Annotated in this window: 17 protein-coding genes; 16 read left to right on the top strand and 1 reads right to left on the bottom strand. The window is 42.3% G+C overall.

Going from position 1 to position 20,607, the window contains the following annotated elements; translation table 11 throughout:
* The first annotated feature begins 115 nt into the window (after nucleotides 1-115).
* The 6 genes from JX304_RS09180 (at nucleotide 116) to JX304_RS09155 (ending at nucleotide 5,723) form a co-directional block, all read left to right on the top strand.
* Complete coding sequence (locus tag JX304_RS09180) at nucleotides 116-361, top strand: hypothetical protein (protein WP_003009969.1); 246 nt, start codon at nucleotides 116-118, stop codon at nucleotides 359-361.
* Between the two features lie 156 nt (nucleotides 362-517).
* On the top strand, nucleotides 518-844 hold the full coding sequence (gene yajC, locus JX304_RS09175) for a preprotein translocase subunit YajC (RefSeq protein ID WP_205012264.1): 327 nt from the start codon (nucleotides 518-520) through the stop codon (nucleotides 842-844).
* 154 nt (nucleotides 845-998) lie between these two features.
* On the top strand, nucleotides 999-1,748 hold the full coding sequence (locus JX304_RS09170) for an isoprenyl transferase (RefSeq protein WP_205012261.1): 750 nt from the start codon (nucleotides 999-1,001) through the stop codon (nucleotides 1,746-1,748).
* 9 nt (nucleotides 1,749-1,757) lie between these two features.
* Nucleotides 1,758-2,561: a phosphatidate cytidylyltransferase gene (locus JX304_RS09165; protein WP_205012259.1), complete on the top strand. Its 804-nt coding sequence runs from the start codon at nucleotides 1,758-1,760 to the stop codon at nucleotides 2,559-2,561.
* Nucleotides 2,562-2,597: 36 nt separating this feature from the next.
* Entirely contained in the window at nucleotides 2,598-3,857 is a 1,260-nt protein-coding gene (gene rseP, locus JX304_RS09160) for an RIP metalloprotease RseP (RefSeq protein ID WP_205012257.1), read from the top strand.
* Nucleotides 3,858-3,872: 15 nt separating this feature from the next.
* Nucleotides 3,873-5,723 (top strand): proline--tRNA ligase, encoded by a 1,851-nt coding sequence (locus JX304_RS09155; protein ID WP_205012256.1) that lies wholly within the window; start codon nucleotides 3,873-3,875, stop codon nucleotides 5,721-5,723.
* A 54-nt stretch (nucleotides 5,724-5,777) separates the two neighbouring features.
* On the opposite strand, the gene JX304_RS09150 is transcribed toward JX304_RS09155, so the two are convergent.
* On the bottom strand, nucleotides 5,778-6,329 hold the full coding sequence (locus JX304_RS09150; protein WP_205012254.1) for a hypothetical protein: 552 nt from the start codon (nucleotides 6,327-6,329) through the stop codon (nucleotides 5,778-5,780).
* A 477-nt stretch (nucleotides 6,330-6,806) separates the two neighbouring features.
* On the opposite strand from JX304_RS09150, the gene JX304_RS09145 reads away from it, so the two are divergent.
* The 10 genes from JX304_RS09145 (at nucleotide 6,807) to JX304_RS09100 (ending at nucleotide 20,557) form a co-directional block, all read left to right on the top strand.
* A complete protein-coding gene (locus JX304_RS09145; protein WP_003016069.1) occupies nucleotides 6,807-7,094 on the top strand; it encodes a WXG100 family type VII secretion target in 288 nt (95 codons plus the stop codon).
* A gap of 131 nt (nucleotides 7,095-7,225) precedes the next feature.
* On the top strand, nucleotides 7,226-10,249 hold the full coding sequence (gene esaA, locus JX304_RS09140) for a type VII secretion protein EsaA (RefSeq protein WP_205012252.1): 3,024 nt from the start codon (nucleotides 7,226-7,228) through the stop codon (nucleotides 10,247-10,249).
* Nucleotides 10,246-10,701, top strand: coding sequence for a type VII secretion protein EssA (essA, locus tag JX304_RS09135; RefSeq protein ID WP_205012250.1), 456 nt, complete (start codon nucleotides 10,246-10,248; stop codon nucleotides 10,699-10,701). Before esaA ends, essA begins: the two co-directional genes overlap by 4 nt.
* Nucleotides 10,702-10,944, top strand: a complete 243-nt coding sequence (locus JX304_RS09130; RefSeq protein ID WP_205012248.1) for an EsaB/YukD family protein — start codon at nucleotides 10,702-10,704, stop codon at nucleotides 10,942-10,944.
* Between the two features lies 1 nt (nucleotide 10,945).
* On the top strand, nucleotides 10,946-12,247 hold the full coding sequence (gene essB, locus JX304_RS09125; protein ID WP_205012245.1) for a type VII secretion protein EssB: 1,302 nt from the start codon (nucleotides 10,946-10,948) through the stop codon (nucleotides 12,245-12,247).
* Between the two features lie 3 nt (nucleotides 12,248-12,250).
* Nucleotides 12,251-16,651: a type VII secretion protein EssC gene (essC, locus tag JX304_RS09120; protein ID WP_205012243.1), complete on the top strand. Its 4,401-nt coding sequence runs from the start codon at nucleotides 12,251-12,253 to the stop codon at nucleotides 16,649-16,651.
* Between the two features lie 17 nt (nucleotides 16,652-16,668).
* On the top strand, nucleotides 16,669-17,010 hold the full coding sequence (locus JX304_RS09115) for a hypothetical protein (RefSeq protein ID WP_205012241.1): 342 nt from the start codon (nucleotides 16,669-16,671) through the stop codon (nucleotides 17,008-17,010).
* 17 nt (nucleotides 17,011-17,027) lie between these two features.
* Nucleotides 17,028-19,160 carry a hypothetical protein gene (locus JX304_RS09110; RefSeq protein ID WP_205012240.1) on the top strand — a complete coding sequence of 711 codons (2,133 nt, stop codon included), beginning with the start codon at nucleotides 17,028-17,030 and terminating at the stop codon, nucleotides 19,158-19,160.
* Complete coding sequence (locus tag JX304_RS09105) at nucleotides 19,157-20,140, top strand: hypothetical protein (RefSeq protein ID WP_205012238.1); 984 nt, start codon at nucleotides 19,157-19,159, stop codon at nucleotides 20,138-20,140. Before JX304_RS09110 ends, JX304_RS09105 begins: the two co-directional genes overlap by 4 nt.
* A gap of 18 nt (nucleotides 20,141-20,158) precedes the next feature.
* Nucleotides 20,159-20,557, top strand: coding sequence for a hypothetical protein (locus JX304_RS09100; protein WP_205012237.1), 399 nt, complete (start codon nucleotides 20,159-20,161; stop codon nucleotides 20,555-20,557).
* Nucleotides 20,558-20,607: the final 50 nt, after the last annotated feature.

Here is a 20,607-nt window from a genome sequence, read left to right as displayed (position 1 = left end):
GCTAAAAAAACATTAATAATTAGTGAAATCTTCCCAATTTGAGCAAAATTATTAATAAATAAAGAAAATAAGTATATAATCTATACAAGAAAAAAATATGAGGAATGGAAGTAAGATGAGCAATACAATTGATATCTACTCAACTCCCGAATATAGAAAAGTAGAAGCCGTTGTTCAACTGATGGTTGATGGTCGCTTGACGAGCTATCGTGTCGCAACTGAAACAAACATCAGCAAAATGAGCCTAGCGACTTTGACTAAGGGAACGAGTAAAATCAAAAATATTACCTATCAAACAGCTTTGGCCTTGATTGATTGGTATGATGAGAATCATGAAAAGTATGGCATTACGATTGATTAGTCAGTAGCCCACTTTTCGTGGTTTTTTTCTTTTTCATCAAAACTTGCTTCCTCTCTGAGACTAGAGTCTGATTTTGTTTGATGAGGATGGGAAAACTTGAAAAAACAGGCGAAATTTGATATAGTATAGCATATATGAAAATTAAAGGAGAAAGATATGCCAAACGCAAGTTTTCTGATTGTTCTCATTGCCATGTTTGCTTTGATGTTTTTCATGAGTCGTAGCCAAAAGAAACAATATCAAAAACGGATGGAAAGTTTGAATAAACTTCAAAAAGGAAATGAAGTCATCACCATTGGTGGTTTGTATGGAACGATCGATGAAGTCGACACAGACCGCAAGACCGTTGTCTTGGATGTTGATGGTGTCTACCTGACCTTTGAATTGGGAGCGATCAAAACAGTTCTTCCTGTATCAGAAGGAATCTCAGCCACTGCTACAGAAGGTGCTAGCTCAGATGCTGATTCAGCCATCGAAGAATAATCATTAAAGAAGAGGCAGGAGCCTCTTTTTTGGTGGGCAAATGGGACTGTGTGATGAAGGACAGCCCTACTCGCCCAAAATAGAGGCCAGAGTCCCTATTTTATGGGGATTTATGGTATAATGAAGCGATCAATATTGAAATAGGTAGAAAAACATGTTTCGTTTTAAGAAAAAAGAAAAAATCGAGATACCTTTAGAGGTCCCGAAACACATTGGCATCATCATGGATGGCAATGGTCGTTGGGCGAAAAAGCGGATGCAACCGCGTGTTTTTGGCCATAAGGCAGGAATGGAAGCCCTCCAAGAAGTGACCATTGCGGCGAAAAACATGGGAGTTCAGGTCTTGACGGTCTATGCATTTTCTACGGAAAACTGGACGCGTCCGGAAGAGGAAGTCAAGTTCATCATGCACTTACCGGTGGAATTTTACGATCGCTTCGTTCCTGAATTGCATCGCAACAATGTCAAAATTCAAATGATCGGCGATACCAAGAAATTGCCAAAAGAAACCCTAGAAGCCTTGGAAAGAGCTGAAGAAAAGACCAAGGACAACACAGGATTGATTCTGAATTTCGCACTCAATTATGGTGGACGTGCAGAGATCACTCAGGCTATGAAGCAAATCGCTCAAGAAGTGCGAGATGGCAACCTGAGCCCAGAAGAGATCACGGAAGATCGTATTGCAGATTGCCTCTATACGCAAAGTTTGCCTCGTGATTTGAGAGATCCAGATTTGATTATCCGGACCAGTGGAGAGGTCCGTTTGAGTAATTTCCTTCCTTGGCAGGCTGCATACAGTGAGTTGTATTTCACAGATGTGATGTGGCCAGACTTTGGAGAGGAAGCACTACGAAGTGCCATAGTAGAATATAGCCATCGCCATCGGAGATTTGGTGGTGTTTAGGAGAAGATGATGACGAAAGATTTACAAAAACGTGTGATTTTTGGAGGAATTGCCCTACTCTTTTTTATTCCAACAGTAATGGTTGGAGGGATGTTTTTCCAGATTGTAATTGGCTTGATCGCCATGCTAGGGGTTCATGAATTGCTCAAAATGAAGGGGCTTGAGACCGCGACCTTTGAAGGGGCGCTCGCTATGTTGGCGGCCTTTGTCTTGACCTTACCGATTGAGGACTACCTTCCTTATCTTCCAGCAGATGGCAATATGATTGCCTATGGTCTGGTTGTCTTGCTTCTCATGGGAACAACTGTTCTTGCTCAGAATTACAATTATGAGGATGTAGTTTACCCCATTGCGTCCAGCTTTTATGTTGGACTTGGTTTCCATTCTTTAGTGGATGCCCGAATCGCTGGCATTGATAAGGTCCTATTGGCACTCTTTATTGTTTGGGCTACAGATTCCGGTGCTTATCTGGTAGGAAGTCGCTTTGGGAAACGCAAGCTCATGCCTGCGGTTTCTCCTAATAAAACGATTGAAGGTAGTCTTGGGGGAATCTTGTCTGCAGTTGCGGTAACCGTGATCTATATGATCGTGGATCGCTCTGTGGCGGGTGGACATGGTTTTCTTGCTATGATCTTCTTTACCATTCTCTTTAGTATTGCAGGTCAGTTTGGAGATCTGGTAGAGAGTGCGATTAAACGCCACTTCGGTGTGAAAGATTCTGGGAAATTTATTCCAGGTCACGGCGGTGTCCTAGACCGCTTTGATAGTTTGATTTTTGTCTTTCCCTTGATGCATTTCTTGGGCTTGTTCTAAGACAGAAGAGATAGAAAGGAAACCACGTATAGAACGATGCAGTTTATTGCCTTTATTGTTATTTTTGGAGTGATCGTTCTCGTTCACGAGTTTGGTCATTTCTATTTTGCGAAAAAATCGGGCATCCTGGTACGAGAATTCTCGATCGGGATGGGGCCCAAGATCTTTGCCCATATTGGTCAGGACGGGACAGCCTATACCATTCGGATCCTACCTTTAGGTGGCTATGTTCGTATGGCTGGCTGGGGGGAGGACACCACGGAGATTAAGACCGGTACTCCTGTCAGCTTGACGCTAAATGAAGCTGGTAAGGTCGTCCGGATCAATCTTTCTGGAAAGAATCTGGATCAGACAGCTCTTCCTATGAATGTCACTCAGTTTGACTTTGAAGATAAATTAGAAATCACAGGTTTGGTTCTCGATGAGACCAAGACCTATAGTGTTGATCATGATGCGACCATCGTTGAGGAAGATGGGACGGAAGTGCGGATTGCACCGAGAGATGTTCAGTATCAGAATGCCAGCATTTGGGGACGATTGATCACCAACTTTGCGGGTCCTATGAACAACTTTATCCTCAGTATTGTCGTCTACTCACTTCTAGCTTTTATGCGCGGTGGTGCGATTGACTACTACAGCAACAATGTTCAGGTAGCACCCGATGGGGCGCTGGCCAAGGTCGGTGTCAAAAGCGATGTTCAGATCCTTCAGGTAAACAACGATACCGTGAGCAACTGGGATGAATTGACAGATGCTGTTGAAAAGGCGACCAAGGACAGCAAGACTACTCCGGAGTTAACCCTGAAAATTAAGACAGATGGCAAAGAAAAAGAAGTCAAAGTGAAGCCAACCAAGTCAGGGAATCGTTACTATCTGGGTGTGACAAACGGCCTCAAGACAGGATTTGTGGATAAACTCTTGTCTGGTTTTACAGATACCTGGAATACAGCGACTCGGATTTTGGGAGCTTTGAAAGATATCATTTTCCACTTTAGTCTCAATAAACTAGGTGGCCCGGTTGCTATCTACAATGCCAGCTCGCAAGCTGCTCAATTAGGGATTCCGGCAGTCTTATCCCTCATGGCTATGCTCTCGATTAATATTGGGATTTTCAATCTAATCCCGATTCCAGCCTTGGATGGTGGAAAAATCTTGATCAACCTGATCGAAGTGGTCCGTAGAAAACCGCTCAAGCAAGAAGTAGAAACCTATATGACGCTCGCAGGTGTAGCTCTGATGGTGATCTTGATGATTGCTGTCACCTGGAATGATATTATGAAATTATTTTTGAAATAGAAAAGGATGTTGTCCATGAAACAAAGTAAAATGTTGATTCCAACGCTTCGCGAAATGCCAAGCGATGCCCAAGTCATTAGTCACGCTCTGATGCTACGTGCGGGGTATGTTCGCCAAGTCTCAGCTGGTGTCTATTCTTATCTGCCACTAGCTAATCGTGTAATTGAAAAAGCCAAGGGCATCATGCGCCAAGAATTCGAAAAAATTGGAGCAGTAGAAATGCTGGCTCCTGCCCTTTTGAGTGCGGATCTCTGGCGTGAATCTGGTCGTTACGAAACTTACGGGGAAGACCTCTATAAGTTGAAAAACCGTGAAGGCTCTGACTTTATCTTGGGTCCAACCCATGAAGAAACCTTTACCGCAATTGTGCGCGACTCTGTGAAATCTTACAAACAATTGCCATTGAATCTCTATCAAATCCAACCAAAATACCGCGATGAAAAACGCCCACGGAACGGTCTTCTTCGGACCCGTGAGTTCATCATGAAAGATGGTTACAGTTTCCATGCTAACTATGATAGCTTGGATGTGACTTATGATGAGTACAAGGCAGCTTATGAGCGGATCTTCACCCGCAGTGGCATCGACTACAAGGCCATCATTGGCGATGGTGGCGCTATGGGCGGAAAAGATAGCCAAGAGTTTATGGCTGTTACACCTGCTCGTACAGACTTGGATCGTTGGGTTGTTTTAGACAAATCGGTGGCTTCCTTTGATGAGATCCCAGCAGAAGTCCAAGAAGAAATCAAAGCAGAATTGCTCAAATGGATGGTCTCTGGTGAAGATACCATTGCCTATTCAAGTGAATCGACCTATGCAGCAAACTTGGAAATGGCGACCAATGAATACAAGCCAAGTAACCGTGTCGTAGCAGAAGAAGAAGTGAAACGCGTGGAAACACCAGGTGTCAAATCTATTGATGAAGTGGCAGCCTTCTTAGATGTTCCAGAAGAAGCAACGATCAAGACCTTGGTTTATGTTGCGGATGGTGAGCCAGTTGTGGCTCTTCTTGTCGGCAATGACCAGCTTAATGAAGTGAAGTTGAAAAACCACCTCGGAGCAGACTTCTTTGAACCTGCAACCGAAGTGGAAGTGAAAGAATTGTTAGGAGCTGATTTTGGATCTCTCGGTCCAGTTGATCTTCCTGAAAATGTTAAGATCATCGCAGATCGCAAGGTCCAAGACAGTCGCAATGCTGTCGTAGGAGCCAATGAAAATGGCTACCACTTGACAGGAGTCAATCCAGGACGTGACTTTACTGCAGAATACGTCGATATCCGTGAAGTTCGTGAAGGCGAAATCTCACCAGATGGGAAAGGAGTCTTGAACTTCGCACGTGGGATCGAAATCGGTCACATTTTTAAACTTGGCACACGTTACTCAGCTAGCATGGGAGCAGATGTTTTGGATGAAAACGGCCGTGCAGTTCCAATCATCATGGGCTGCTACGGTATCGGTGTCAGTCGTCTTCTTTCAGCTGTTATGGAGCAACATGCACGCCTCTTTGTCAATAAGACTCCAAAAGGGGAATACCGTTACGCTTGGGGGATTAACTTCCCTAAAGAATTGGCGCCATTTGATGTGCATTTGATTCCAGTCAATGTCAAGGATGAAGCGAGTCTTGCTTTGACTGATCGGATCGAAGAAGCCTTGGTTCATAAAGGCTACGAAGTCTTAGTGGATGACCGAAATGAACGCGCTGGTGTTAAATTCAGCGATAGCGATTTGATTGGTCTTCCAATTCGCGTAACAGTTGGTAAAAAAGCAGCTGAAGGTATCGTTGAAGTGAAAATCAAAGCGACAGGAGATACCATCGAAGTTCATGCGGACAATCTCCTTGAAACCCTTTCAATCTTGAACAAATAAGAAAAAGCTTTCTGAGCTCTCACCAGGGTGGTGATGAAACTCAGGAAGCTCTTTTTATTTTTCTTCTTTTAGGCCTTGATCTTTGAAATAGGTAAAGAGATCTTGAGGTTTACCGTTGAGATATTTCAACATGGTAGTGTTGGATTCTTCCCCTTGATCAGCTAATAACTTCACAAAGTCTTCTTTTTTCATTTGAGTAAAATCAACATGCATGACGTTTGTATAGGTCTTTTTGTCATCAGCGATTTTGATGCTTGTTTTAATTCCAGCTTGTCCGTTAACGCCGTGTTTAGCATTTGCTTTATCAGCTTCTTCTTGATAGATTTCCTTCAATTCAGCGACATCTGATTTTTGCATATCTTCTGATATTGGTGCAACACCCATGATGGTCATGGAAACAATCTCATCTTTCTTGTAGCCAATTTGAATTTTGTTTTGATAGTGATCACCGAGGTCGCTAACAAAAGTCTTGGTTTGGACTTGCTCCTTTTTAGTTTGAGCTGCCTCTTGCTTGGAAGCGACAGTAGTAGTTCCTTTTCCTTGTTGGCCTTGGCTACAAGCGGTAAGGGTTAGTAGACAGACAGAGGCAAGTAGAAATTTTTTCATATATACTCCTTATAGGTTAATGGTGTTCGATCTTGTAAGAAACAAGTTCTAAACAGTTCTTATTATACCATAAAAATTTTAAAAATGAAAAAATATACAAAAATGATCAAAAATTGCTTTTAAAACCAGCTAAAATCAACAATTTTTATCTATGTGTCGAGTTAATATAAAAGGACAAAGTGTCTTCTTTTCTTCCCAGAAATAATACTAGTTGGAGACTGCTGGGGCAAGGAATTTGGGAAATATATTACAATTTTGTGACAAAATGTTACATAATCGTAACAAAGTTACAATGTTTTATCAGTTAGCCCTCTAAACTTGACATTCTGACAATATTTCATTAAGATATTTTTAAGTAAATGATACAAACAGGGAGAAAAAGGTAAAATATACAGTTATCTGGCATTTTACTAATTCGTACTAAAATGTATTGTTTATGAAAATAATATAAGGGTATCAGCCCAAAAGGAGAAACATATGGCTCAAATTAAATTAACTCCAGAAGATCTACGTGCTTCAGCACAACGCTATGCACAAGGTTCTCAAGAAATTGATCAAATCCTTACTACTTTGACTCATGAACAACAAGTCATCGATGCAAACTGGGATGGATCTGCATTTGATAGCTTTGAAGCACAATTCAACGAATTGTCTCCAAAAATCAAACAATTCGCTCAATTGTTGGAAGACATCAACGGTCAATTGATCAAAGTTGCTGATATCGTTGAACAAACTGACCAAGATATCGCAGCACAAATCCACTAAGATAGTCTTGGAGGTGATCTTACTTCTTGTAGGTAGATCACCCTTTTGTCTTTTGATATATAGAAAATAGGGGTTAGATTCTTAATTCCTAACCCCTATTTTGTATCTATGAATTAGAAAAAGGAAAAGGTATGGAATTTAAAAATAAAAAATGGTTAAAATACATCGGTCAGAGCGCGGTTGTGCTCCTTTTGATGGGATCTATAGTGGGTCTTTATACGACGGTTCAAAAGGATCAAAAGCAAAACGAAGCCAAGACTGTACAAACGACAGAAAACACCAAGCTCAATATTGCGGTGGTCAATGAAGACAAGGCGGTCAAACTGAATGACAAAGAATACAACCTTGGGGCTAGCTATGTAAAGAATATCGAGCGGGATAATTCACAAAACTGGTCTGTACTCCCTCGTGGCGCTGCTGAGTCAGGGCTTGCAGATGGCAAGTACCAGTTGATGATCGTCATTCCAAGTGACTTCTCAGAGAAGGTCTTGGAAGTGAATGCGGTTAATGCAGAGAAGACCACGGTGACATATAAGGTCAATGCAGCTGGGAATTCTCAGGTTGAGAACGAGGCCAATAAAGTCGCTAAAGATATCGTTTCAGACTTAAATAGCCAATTGGTTGATATGTATATGGTCAGCATTTTGAGCAACCTTTATACAGCTCAGAAAAACGTGGAGACAAGTAACAAGATTCAATCGACCAACATTGGTTCTTACCGAAGTAACCTGCTGGATTCAGCTTTAGATTCGAAGAATATTTTCCCGAGTCTCTATAGCTTGTCTGCGTCTTCTGTCGAGTCGAACAATGCCTTGAAGACAGTCCTTGAGTCTTATACCCAGGCTTTTGATCAGTTGACCCAATCTCAGGATCAGTATGGTCAAAACTTCGACACATTGATTAAGCAACGCTCCGAGGACAAGATCAGCCATGAAGAGTTCATGAACCAGCTGATGTCTATGAACCAGTCTGTTGTCAGTGAAAAGACGCAAGAGTTGTATAAGAATCTACAACTAAACCAAGAAGCAATTACCAAGCAATTGAGTCAACCAACTGAAACAGCAGGAGATTCTTCAGGTACCAAGACCTATGCAGGCTTGACAAAAGATGTGAATGATCGTGTGGCAGACCTCGAAAAAGGGATCAAGGCAGAACGCGACAAATTAGATGAGCACGAAAAGAACATCGAGACTTCTGTAAAAGCGAAAATCCTTGACTACTATGGTCTAAAAGAAGGAGAAAAAGTAACCCTTCGTACCTTGATTGGGAAGACAAAAATCGAAACTATCAGCAAAGCTCGTAATAAAGCGGATGATGACATTCGTCAAGCAATTGAAAAACTTCCGTCTTTAGATCCAGCTAGTCTTAATCTGAATAAATATGGCAACCTCAATACAGCAATTAATTTTGATAGTACTTTTGCTGGGACGATGGCGAAAGCAAATGGAAATGCTGATGAATTAAAAACTTTGGCTGCAGAAGTAGATGCCAAAACAACTGCAGTTGCCGATGTCCTCAATGCTAAATCTGGAAAACAGAAGGTTAGCATCCAAGTACCAGCAGGAGTCAAGGTGGATACTTGGGCCTATGATGGACATACTTATGCAGGTAGCGGCGAACAGGAAGTCGAACTGAAAGATGGCAAACAAATCCAAATTCACCTCGCTGAAGATGGAGGGGCCATGCCAAGCTCGATTGATGTTGAAGTTCTTGTGAATGGGGTTTCTTCAACCAGTGTGACGGTATCTGCAGAAGATTTGAAAACAGCAGTTGCTAACTATGCATCGAAAGCCAGTGAAATCGCTTTGAATTATCAACGCGCAGGAGCATTGATCGATGCCTACTATCCAAAAGATGAAAAGGGAGATCGTCATTCGCTCTATGATCCGATCGAAGATATGGATTTGACGGGGGCCTTGATCGATGTCGTGAAATCCGCGGTTGCAAGCAATATCAAGGACTATCGGACAAGTATTGAAACAGATGAAAAAGGCGATGCAACGAATAGTGTGAAAGCCCAGTTAGATGGTACCCTTAAACAGTTGCAAGACTTAGGCCCACAATTGCAGGCCAACCTTACAGCGATCGAAAACACCAACAAGGATCTAACTCAAAATATCAACGATCAATTGACGCAGTATGCAGACCTTCAAAAACGCCTAGAAGAGATCTCAAAAGCGCAAGAAACAGTGACACAGGCTCAAACCAAGACCGATGCAGATTTGTCAGCCCTTGGGTCTGAATACACGTCATTATTGAGCTCGACAGAAGGCGTTAAGAGCTCATCTCGTAGCAATGTAGAAGCTGCTAACTCTACCAATGAAATCTTTAGCCAATTGAACAAAGAATTGGAAAGAGCCCAAGGCAATACAGAGAAATTATCTAGCAATGCGGAAAGCTTGATGGGTGAATTCGATAAAGAATTGTCTGAAAATGGAAACTTCGTTGAAGCCTTCCGTAAAGTCTTCAACAATGCCTATGAAAATGGTGTGCCAAATGAAGTCTTGCTCGACTTCTTGTCAAATCCAGTAGCAGAGAAATCTTCTTCTGTGAAAGCGACCATCAACGTCTACCGTCCATTTATCTGGATCTTTATGCTAGAAATCTTGAGCCTCTTTACAGCTTATCTCTTTGCGACGCAGCCAATCATCCGCAAGGTGAAAGATCGTTTCAAATTAAATCGCTTGCAAGAATCAGATCTCTTGTCTGTCGGTGTCCTTGTAGGACTTTCTCTCATCCTTGGACTGGTGATCGGAATGATTTCAAGTATTCAACTCTCTGTTGGTCGTGAATATGTACCTTCATGGGTATTCTTAGCGGTTCTAGCAAGCTTTGTCTTGGTACAACTGCAATACCTCCTCTTGAAACACTTCCGTGTGATTGGAATGGGACTGGCCTTCTTCATGTTGATCAGTTATGTCTACCTATCAAGCGCGATCGGAACGACCGCGACCTTGTCAGGCCTTCCAGCACTGGTAAAAAATGTCAACCTCCTTTCTATTTTAGAAGGACAGTTTGCGGGTTACTTTGATGGACAAACAGCCGGTATCGACGTCTTCTTCGGATTGTTAGTCTTCTTCGGACTTTTGGCGGTTGCCAATATCTTTATTCCAAAGAAGTTTACTCAAACAAAGGAAATTGAATCAAGCTTATGAAAAAAATGATGTATCTTCTCTTTGTCTTTAGTCTCATTCCAGTAGTTGCTGTTTCTGCAGATGATTTTATTGATAATCGTCTGCAGGTCAACAACTCACGTTTGGAGACAGAGCAGGAAAAGACACTCGGGGGCCAATTGGATGCGACGGAGTCTCTTTTCAATGAGAAGGATCAGAAAAAATTAGCAGATGAAAAACGCAAGCAAGAGAAACAATTGACCGATTCAGACGGCCAGTTGTTTTCTGCTATAAAGGCAAAGAAAAAAACAGGGCCTGAAGCGGACCTGTTTCAGCCAGGAAATCAGAAATTATCTAAATTTGAGTCCCACGAGGAGGACAATTCGGCTAGTTTGTCGGATTTTATTCCGGCTTTGCAAATGCTGGCTTGGAGCGCTCTTCTCTTTGGGATTGCTGGCTATATTTCTTATCGAATCTATAGAAAAGAGGCCTAAATGGACCAACATATCAATGTCACCTTCCGTATGAATGGTGCAAGTCATGACCTAAGAATCCCGACGCGGGTGGAGGTGCGACGCTTGATTCGGGAATTGGATCAGATCTTTGGGTATGCCATGGAGCCTAGAAGCAAGTATCAGTTGCGCGTGGTAAATAAAGGCATCTTGCTGGATGAAGGCAAGGTGGTACAAGAGTATCCGATCACGAGTGGTGATCTGATCGAGATTGAGGAGTGGTAAGGTGAAAGAAGAACAATTTACACTGGAAGAACAAGTCTTCCGTTTTGAAAAAGAAGAAACCAGCTGGCGACTGGACCTCAAGCGTTCAGAAGTGGATAGCCAGGATTTACGCAATTTATGGATTTTGGATCTCCATCATCCTTTGTTTTTGGAGCAAAGCATGACGGCCGATCAAGACCAGATTCATCTGACCTATCAGACAGATGCGCTGGGCTTGACTGCAGAAGAAATCAAGGAATTACCGGTATCAGACCGTCTGCGTCTAGCCATCAATGTCTTGGATTTAGCTCCGGCCTTGGAGCTTCCGGTGACCTTTATGGTCCATCCCATCAATTTGTTTGTGACCAAGGACGCCCAAGTCAAGATTGCTTACCGCGGGGTTCCGGGAATGATGGTGCCACACAAGTGGGATCAGGTGGAATTCTTGCGCCAGGCTAAGTGCTATGCCGTCACGCTTTTTGGGGATTGGGATTTCATGGAGCTCTATCAAGGGACACTTGAATTAGAAGATCTCCCTGATTTCTTGGTGGAAATCCGTGATGCCGCTAGTCTAGAAGAGATGAAAGTGCTCTTAGAGAAGGCCTACCAAGAGCGCAAGGAAGAAGAAGAAAAGACCTTGACCTTGGTATCCAGTCGTCAACACCGAATCTTTAAGTTGGCAACGGTTTGGCTCTCAGCTGTAGTGGCTCTCTTACTTTTGCCCTTAATTTACTTGGTCTTTTTCCAAGCGCCCTTTAAAGAAAAGTTGCTTCAAGCAGACACAGCCTACCTCAAGGTGGACTATACTGGGGTGATCGATGAGTTGGAAGGCGTGGCTCCAAGCAGTCTGCCAATGACACAGAAATATGAGTTAGCAACGTCTTACTTGCAAGGCTTGAATTTCTCAGATGACCAAAAGAAGGTCATCCTCAACAACGTCACGCTGAAGTCCGATAGCCTCTATCTCCACTACTGGATCTATATCGGCCGTCATGACTTTACCCAAGCCCTTGATGCTGCTAAGCGGATCGATGATTCAGACTTGATCATCTATGCCCTTCGTAAGGAAATCAAGGCGACACGTGATAGTGAAAAACTCTCTGGTGAACAGCGTGAGAAGAAACTCTCTGAACTAGAGGGCGAATACAAGAAGTACTGGGATGCCCGCTCCAAACTCTTGGAAGCAGAGACAGATGAAACCAAAGCTTCCACCAGTGGCTCAACAGCGGCGTCCTCCACAGCTTCCTCTACAGAAGGTTCCTCAACAGAAAGCTCGTCTTCGACCGCCGCAAGCTCTAGTGCCTCTAGCGAACACAAGGAGTAGTCTATGAAAAAACGTATCATACTCTATAAAAAAGGTTTTCGCTATGAGTTAGCGCTAGAAGAGGGAAAAACAGCCACCGTATCGAATCAAGAAACGGCTCAGTTGACCCTTGCTTCGCAAGAAAATCCCCTTCATTTCCAATGGGATCAAGAAGAAGTCTTCTACCAGTATGGTGAAGACAAAGGTCTACTTAAAAACAGCAAGATCCTTGGGGATGTGGTCTGCTACTTGGCGACAGGGGAAGTCCATACCTATGAGCTGCTAGACAAGGAAGAAATCCTCGTAGCAGATGAAGAGGGTGCGGATGTGCGCGTGCATTATCCCGTGCGCTTTCTCCTTGTGAAAAAAGACCGGGCCTGGACTTGTCAGCTCTTATCTGGAAAACTCTACCATAACCACAAACTCGTTACTGAAGCGATTGTTCCACTGGCCTTTGGAGATGAGCTTGCCATTGGAGATGTGAGCTTTAAGCTCTATCCGGAAGAATTTTGCGTGGAAGGATCGGTTGAAGTGAGTCCTTATCTGGTGCCGCGTTTGCATTCGCGCTACGACTTTTACAAGGACTATCCAGAGTACAACCGGTCTCCTCGGATCATCTACCGGAGTTCGGAAGACAAGATCCTGATCAATCCTCCAGGTGCGGAGCCTCAAAAGCCATCCGATGAACTCTTGAAGTTGATCATGCCACCCCTCATCATGGTTGGGGTGACCCTCTTGATTACCATTTTCCAACCGCGGGGGCTCTATATCATCGCGACGGTCTCCATGTCTGTGGTCAGTGTGATCTTTTCGGTCCAAAGTTTCTTCAAAAATCGTAAGAAATACAAAGAAGACAAGAAAGAGCGCGTGGAGCTCTATCATCTCTATCTCAAGGACAAGGCCAAGGACTTGGAACAGCTCTCTCGCAAGCAACGAGAAGGCATGTTTTACCATTTCCCAGCCATCGAAGACTTGACCAAGATGGTCAAACGCTATGACTCGCGGATCTACGAAAAAACACCGCTGCATTTTGACTTTTTGGCCTATCGTTTAGGATTGGGCAAGGTCCCAACCAGCTATGAGCTCAAATATGGTCAGGAAGAGCGCAGTGGGAAGAAAGATGCCTTGGAAGAAGAAGGCTATGCCCTTTTCAAGGCCCATCAAAAGATCGACAATCTTCCGATTGTAGCTAGCCTTAATCGGGGACCGGTCGGCTATGTCGGTCCTCGTCCTATCGTGCTCGAGCAGTTGCAACTTCTGGTTGCTCAATTGGCAGTCTTTCACTCTTACCATGATCTGACCATTATTCCGATCATTCCAGAAGAGGAAAAAGAAAGCTGGGATTGGATGCGCTGGTTGCCTCATGCGACCTTGCAAGATATGAATGTCCGTAGCTTTGTCTACAATCAGCGGACACGCGATCAGGTCTTGAACAGTCTCAACCAAATCCTCAAGCTCCGTAAGGCGCAAAAAGAGGAAGAAAAAGCCAATGACACCAAGATCTTCCACCCTCACTATGTGGTGCTCATCACCGATGAGACTTTGATTTTGGACCATGTCATCATGGAGTTCTTCCGTGAGGATCCGACAGAGCTAGGCTGCTCTATCATCTATGTAGCAGACGTGCTCTCATCTCTTTCTGAAAATATCCAAACGGTTATCTCCATCAAGGACCGCAACCAAGGGCAATTGCTCTTGCAAGAAGGGGTTCTTCGGGAGCTCGACTTCCAATTGGACCACTTCCCAGAAGGTTATGACAAGGAAGCCATCTCGCGTGGCCTTGCGCCTCTCAAGCATATCCAACAGCTCAAGAGCTCGATTCCAGACTCGGTGACCTTCCTTGAAATGTACCAGGCAGAAACGTTCAATGATCTCAAGGTCTTGAGTCGTTGGGAGAGCCATGCCCCTTACCAAAGTTTGGCCGTGCCGATCGGTCTGCGCGGGAAGGACGATTTGGTCTACCTCAATCTCCATGAAAAAGCCCATGGACCACACGGTTTGATCGCAGGGACGACCGGTTCTGGTAAGTCTGAAACCATTCAGTCTTATATCCTGAGCCTTGCTGTCAACTTCCACCCACACGATGTGGCTTTCCTCCTCATCGACTACAAGGGTGGGGGAATGGCCAACCTCTTCAAGGATCTGCCTCACTTGCTGGGGACCATCACCAACTTGGATGGTGCCCAGTCTATGCGGGCCCTAGCCTCTATCAATGCGGAGATCCATCGTCGGGAGCGCCTCTTTGGTCAATATGGGGTCAACCATATCAACCAATACCAAAAGAAATTTAAACTGGGTGAAGCGACTGAACCGCTGCCTCACCTCTTCTTGATCAGTGATGAGTTCGCCGAACTCAAGGTCAACCAACCAGACTTCATCAAGGAATTGGTCTCTATCGCGCGTGTCGGGCGTTCCCTTGGGGTACATTTGATCCTTGCGACACAAAAACCTTCTGGGGTCGTGGACGACCAGATCTGGTCCAACTCCCGCTTCAAGCTAGCCCTCAAGGTGGCTGACCGTGGCGACTCCATGGAGATGCTGCGGACGGCAGATGCGGCTGAGATCACGCAGACCGGTCGTGCCTACCTCCAAGTCGGGAATAACGAAGTCTATGAACTCTTCCAAACCGCTTGGTCTGGAGCAGACTACCAGCCTGAGAAAGATCATCTAGGGATCGAAGACCATACCATCTACTTGATCAATGAATTGGGCCAATACGAAGTCCTCAACCAGGACCTCTCGGGTCTGGATATGGCAGAGGAAATCAAGGAAGTGCCGACAGAGCTGGATGTCATTGTGCAAGGAATCAATCACTTGCACCAAGAAGAAGGCATCGCAGCTGTGGCTCAACCATGGTTGCCTCCCCTCAAAGAGCGGATCACGCTGGATGAGTTAGACAAGGTCGTACCAATCGAGGCTTGGCAAAAGCGGACAGCTCCAAGCGTCCTAATCGGGGTCGCCGATATCCCGCAAGCGCAAAAGCAAGAAGCTGTCACTATCGATCTGTCAAAAGATGGGAATATCCTCCTTTACGGAAGTCCAGGTACAGGAAAGACCACTTTCCTTCAGACAGTCGCAATGGATCTGGCTCGCAAGCAGAGTCCAGAAAATCTGACCATGTACCTACTCGATTTCGGAACCAATGGTCTAGCACCCTTGACTCAACTGCCACATGTGGCCGATAGCCTTTTACTAGATCAGACAGAGAAAATCCAGAAATTCATCCGGATCATCAACCGCGAGTTGGATCGCCGCAAGAAGCTCCTCTCTGAGCATGGGGTCGGCACCATCGCCCTCTACCGTGAAGTGACCGGCAAGCAAGAGCCTACTATGGTTATCCTCATGGATAGCTATGAGTCGATGAAGGACGAGCCTTATGAGACAGACCTCTTCAAGCTCTTCATGCGGATCTCCCGTGAAGGTCTCAGCATCGGTGTGCACCTGATCATCACAGCCAGCCGTCAGAACAACCTACGGGCTCAGCTCTATTCAAACTTCAAGCACCAGCTGACCTTGCCACAAAATGATATCTCTGAGATCCGCGGTATCGTGGGAGCAACCCCACTAGCAGCTACGATGGAAGACATCAAGGGCCGTGCCCTCATGAAGCGTGACGAAGTCGATGTCGTCCAGTTCGCCCTACCCGTCGCAGGGGACAATGATATCCAAATCATCAACAACCTCCGCGACCAAGTCCAAAGCCTCAAAGAAATGTGGACAGGCCGCACCCCAGCAGGCATCCCAATGGTGCCAGATGAGTTGACAGAAGCAGCCTTCTATGGACGTGAGGATGTAGCAGCCTTGCTGGATGGAGGCAAAGTACCTCTCGGACTGGATCTGGAAACAGTTGAACCGGTAACATGGGATCTCAAGAAAGGCAACCTTCTCTATCTGACAGACAAGGAAGAGCAGATGACACAATTCGTCAAACAAATTGCTCGTAGCAAGCAAAAGGTGATTGTGTTGGCGCCACGTTTTCACTCATTAGAAAACTTAGACGATTTGACTTTGATTAATCAAATAAGTGAAATTGAAGAGATCGTGAACGTCTTAGAAGCTAAAATTCAGGAACGTTTGGTACATCGGGTTTCTGAACATGAAGTAACTGTTGTCTTATTCAATATTAATGAACTTGTTGATAAGATGGATGCTACTTTATTAGAAAAAATAGCATTTATCCTTACTAAGGGAATTGGTGCTGGATATGGTACTGTAGTGATCGGTCGACCTAATATGAATAGAAATATTGATGTGGTGTCACAAAATGCTAAAAACATTAAACAGGCAATACTCGGAATTAGAATGAATGATCAGACGGTTGTTAATATAAATAATAAACCGTATAGAGAAGCTGTATTGGAAGAACAAATCCATTATTATATAACTGATGGAATTTCAAGAACTGTAAAAGTATTAATGAAATAAAATTGAGAGGTTAAGGAATGGGGAAAAAAGACAATAGTGCTAAAATAAGAGAATTAAAAACAAAAGCAGCAGGCTTAAGTTCACAGATATCAGAACTGGAGACTTTACTTAAAGAATTAAATGCCGCGTATACCTCAATTAAATATGAATTAGTAAGCCATAGTAGTATAAAAGAAAATTATACTTTAGCTGGAACTAAATATTTAGAAGAAACTCAGGCAGAGCAAGATCTGTTAAAAAATGAGCAACGTAACTTGAAAACCCATAAAGAAAATGCAGCTTCGGCAGTAGAAAAAAAGATAAAATCGCTCAGCACGCAACTTGAAAGTATTAATAGTCAGATAGAAAAATTACAATAAAGGAAGGGTTGTAAATTATGTCAGATAGAATTAAAATTCATGATTTGCCAGGTTTGTTGCAGTATGGAACTGCATTGAATAGCTATGGAGATAATGTCGAAGCAGCTGCGAAGGATACTGAAAGAATTTTTAAAGATAAATCAGATGGAGCAGAATCAACGGCTGTGCTTGCTTTTTTTGAAAGATTAAATATCTTGCAACAACAAGTGTTTTATAGTGCCCCAGCTATCATAAAACTATATGGGTCAAATGTTACTACATTTAGTAATGATGTGACAGGTGCAGGTTTTAATAAGAAAGCTTGGACATGGGGTGATGGGAAAGATAGTGTTAAAACTATATTAACAGGTAAGCAGGTATCCACTATACAAACACGATTTCAGGCAATTCAACCATTATTAGATCAAGCAACAGAAAAAGCAGATTTTCCTGAGGTGAATTTAGAAAAACGTCATTTAGCCACTGCAACAGAAAATTTATCTACTATGGCTTCTAACCGTGAATCAACACATACCTCAGTTGAAAATGCCCATACAACATTTAATACGAGTTTAAGCACCAGAATCTCAGAGTTGGAATCATTGAATACAATTATTGAGAGAGCAAAAGCTGTAACCGCAATTAGCCCAACCGTAATTTTTGCAGCAATCAAAGACCAATTGTTAACCGAAGAAACAATGTTTTATATAGACAATATTGCAAACGAAACAGATGCACAAGCAGTTGAGGCAGTATTAGGTGGCCACCCAGAAATATTGATGCAACTAGATCAAAACGCAATCTCGGAAGGGACCTACCCGTCTCTGGCTAGTGTAATGTCCGTTTGGTATCGTAGAGCAGCTGATGGAAACAAGGAAGCTATAGAAATAATGAATCACTATATGGATTCATTTAATGGAGTAGATTCAACAAGAGTCGGAGATTTTGTACAAAAAATGATGATAGGTGGGATAGAGGCAAGCTCGATGCTTGAAGGTAAAATGACGAGCCTATTTGATGCCGGATATGCATTAAATTCTCCAGAGTTAGTTGAGTATCAAAAACAGTTGGATTATTTTAATCTGTTTAATGGACTAATGAAATCAGTTCAATACCTGGAGGTTGGCATAAGTGTAAAAAGTGAAAAAATTGCGGAAAATCCTTATACTACATATTATAGGGATATAAACTATGATAAAAATATTAAAATAAAGTTTGAAAATGGTATAGCTGTGTTAACCTTGACAACTTACTCCTATCAATCGGGTGTAGCTCAAAGTGATGCTCAAAAACATCAGATGTTTGAATATATCAAAAAAACACCTAAAAAAGATTTACAGATTGGATTTGAAAAAACCACAGAAACCTGGCGATCAAGCACAGAGTCAAATACTTTTGGAGTCCGTGGATTAGAGTATAGTGAAAAAATGGAAGCATATGAGGAAGAACGAAAGGAGGCAAAGAAAAAATTTCTTAAAGATATGGCTACGGCCTTTGCGGATGCGGCCACAACAGCGATAGCTCCAGAAGCATATTTTGCTAATAAGGTTGTTCAAGCTGCATTAACAGTTGATGCCTCTAAAGCAGTGAATAATAGTTTTAAACTCTATAAAAAATTAGATGGTTCGGATCCAAAGAATAGGATAGAAAAAATAAAAATGGGAGGCGTCGGCTTAGTATCAGATAGTTTATCATCCATATTTGAGAACCTGGAAAAATTAAGTGAAATTGATGTAAAAGAAGATAAAGCTAAGTTTGATCGAATTCAAGACTACACTAATCAAGGAGCGTGGTACTTGAAAAAAGGAAGTGTGAAGGATAAAGATTCCAGTATTTATACAGATTTCAATGCAGATCTACGCAAAAGGGAGCTCGATAACAATGGCTTAAAAGGATACATTAATTCATCGGATATCGATTTGGGAGGCCAGAGTGTAGAAAATTACATTGATAAAAAAATTGATGATATGAATGCTAATTTTGACAAAGAAGATCAAATATCTGATAAAGTTAAAAAATATGCAAAAGGTGAAGGTGGATTGACATTAGAAGAAATGTCTGCAGAAGAGTTGAAACAGTTAGATAGTATAGCTATAGATATACAGAATGCTGGAGGTAGTAAGCTAGGAGAATATTTAAACTCCACTTTTGAAATAGGAGATAAAAAATGAAAAAAAATAGTAAAGTCATCGTCACTTTATTTGTAATAATGGCTCTTTTAGGAGCTGTTCTGTTCTTTTTTCATACATATAATAAAAAATATTATAGTCAATTTGGTCAGTACAATGGAAAAGCCAAAATTGATGATTATGAGATGATTGCGGATGGTGCTGGCCTAATTGCTCACTGGAAATCAACGACACCTGAGGAAGATCGGTTAATAAAGAAGTATGGAAGTTATAGAAATTTCAACCAGATTCGTGCGGGGAAATATCACATTCTGCGTTCTAATATGAAATTAAAAGATAATCCCTATTATTATAAGGAAAGACCATCTAAGGATGAATATTGGACGTTGAGCGTGTATAGCATCGAAGGAAAGAAATTAAAAGAAGAGAAAGAGATTGATTTATATAAGATCGTGGAGAACTTTGATTCTAACTGGATTCCATCAGAATTAGGTGCTATATATAGATTAAATGGAAGTGAACTAGTTGAATTATATATCAGAAGTTTAAAGGAACCTTATGTTCGAAAGAAGATGTTTCTTAATTTGGATACCCATAAACTGGAACAACATGATCAAATTGCAATAAATAACAAGAGAAAACCTTCAGTACAGTTCAAGATTGTTCTAGATCCAGATAGCAGTGGTTTGAAAGATATCTTTTTAGACGATGGAAGTTTCTTTTTTGATCCTAAAAACTTATCAAAAACGCAATTCAAAAAATCTTCCAAGGCTTACCAATTGCTTGAACAAAAGGATACAAAAGTTATGATTTTAAATCCTAAGAACAGTGCCGATCGATATTCAAGAGCCATGTCTGTATATGAACTCTTTATGAAGAAGGGTGTAAATCTCTATAGAGATGCTACGATTCCGGCTGAGCTATCAATAGACGGACAAGAACATACCATTCAGACAAAAGAAGAATTTGATCAAATTTACGATATTGAAAAGGCCCAGAAAGTCTTCAATGCAACAGATTGATATTGGAAAGGAAATAATATGACTGGAGAAACTAAACGGATAAATCCTGGAAAAATAACAAATATCACAGCTTCATTTAATGCTTCTGAATCAGCAATTCCTGATAATGTGCAAAATGATATGCTTGATGCACCAGCTAGGGAAAATTTTGAAACAGCTACTAATTTAGTCAAGACTGCTATGACGAATCTGACTACAACAGTTCAATCGTTAGATCAATATTTAAATTCAGTTGCTCATGCATTTCAAAATACTGATGAAACGATTGCTGCTACAATTAATCAAAGTAGTGGCTCCAATATACATCCCATAGGTGATAAAATGTATGTTCAAGAACCGAAAGAACCAGAAAAACAAGTTCCACAAAAGGATGTAAAAAATAGTCAATATTACGAGCAATTGCCAGGAGCTCAATAAATATTTGTTAGTTTTTAGAGAGAACCAACCGGTTCTCTTTTTTTATCTTC

Source organism: Streptococcus parasanguinis (genome assembly GCF_901875555.1).
Lineage (GTDB): Bacteria > Bacillota > Bacilli > Lactobacillales > Streptococcaceae > Streptococcus > Streptococcus parasanguinis_H.
The sequence above is the reverse complement of the archived record's forward strand: the minus strand, read 5'-3'. Positions and strand labels throughout refer to the sequence as shown.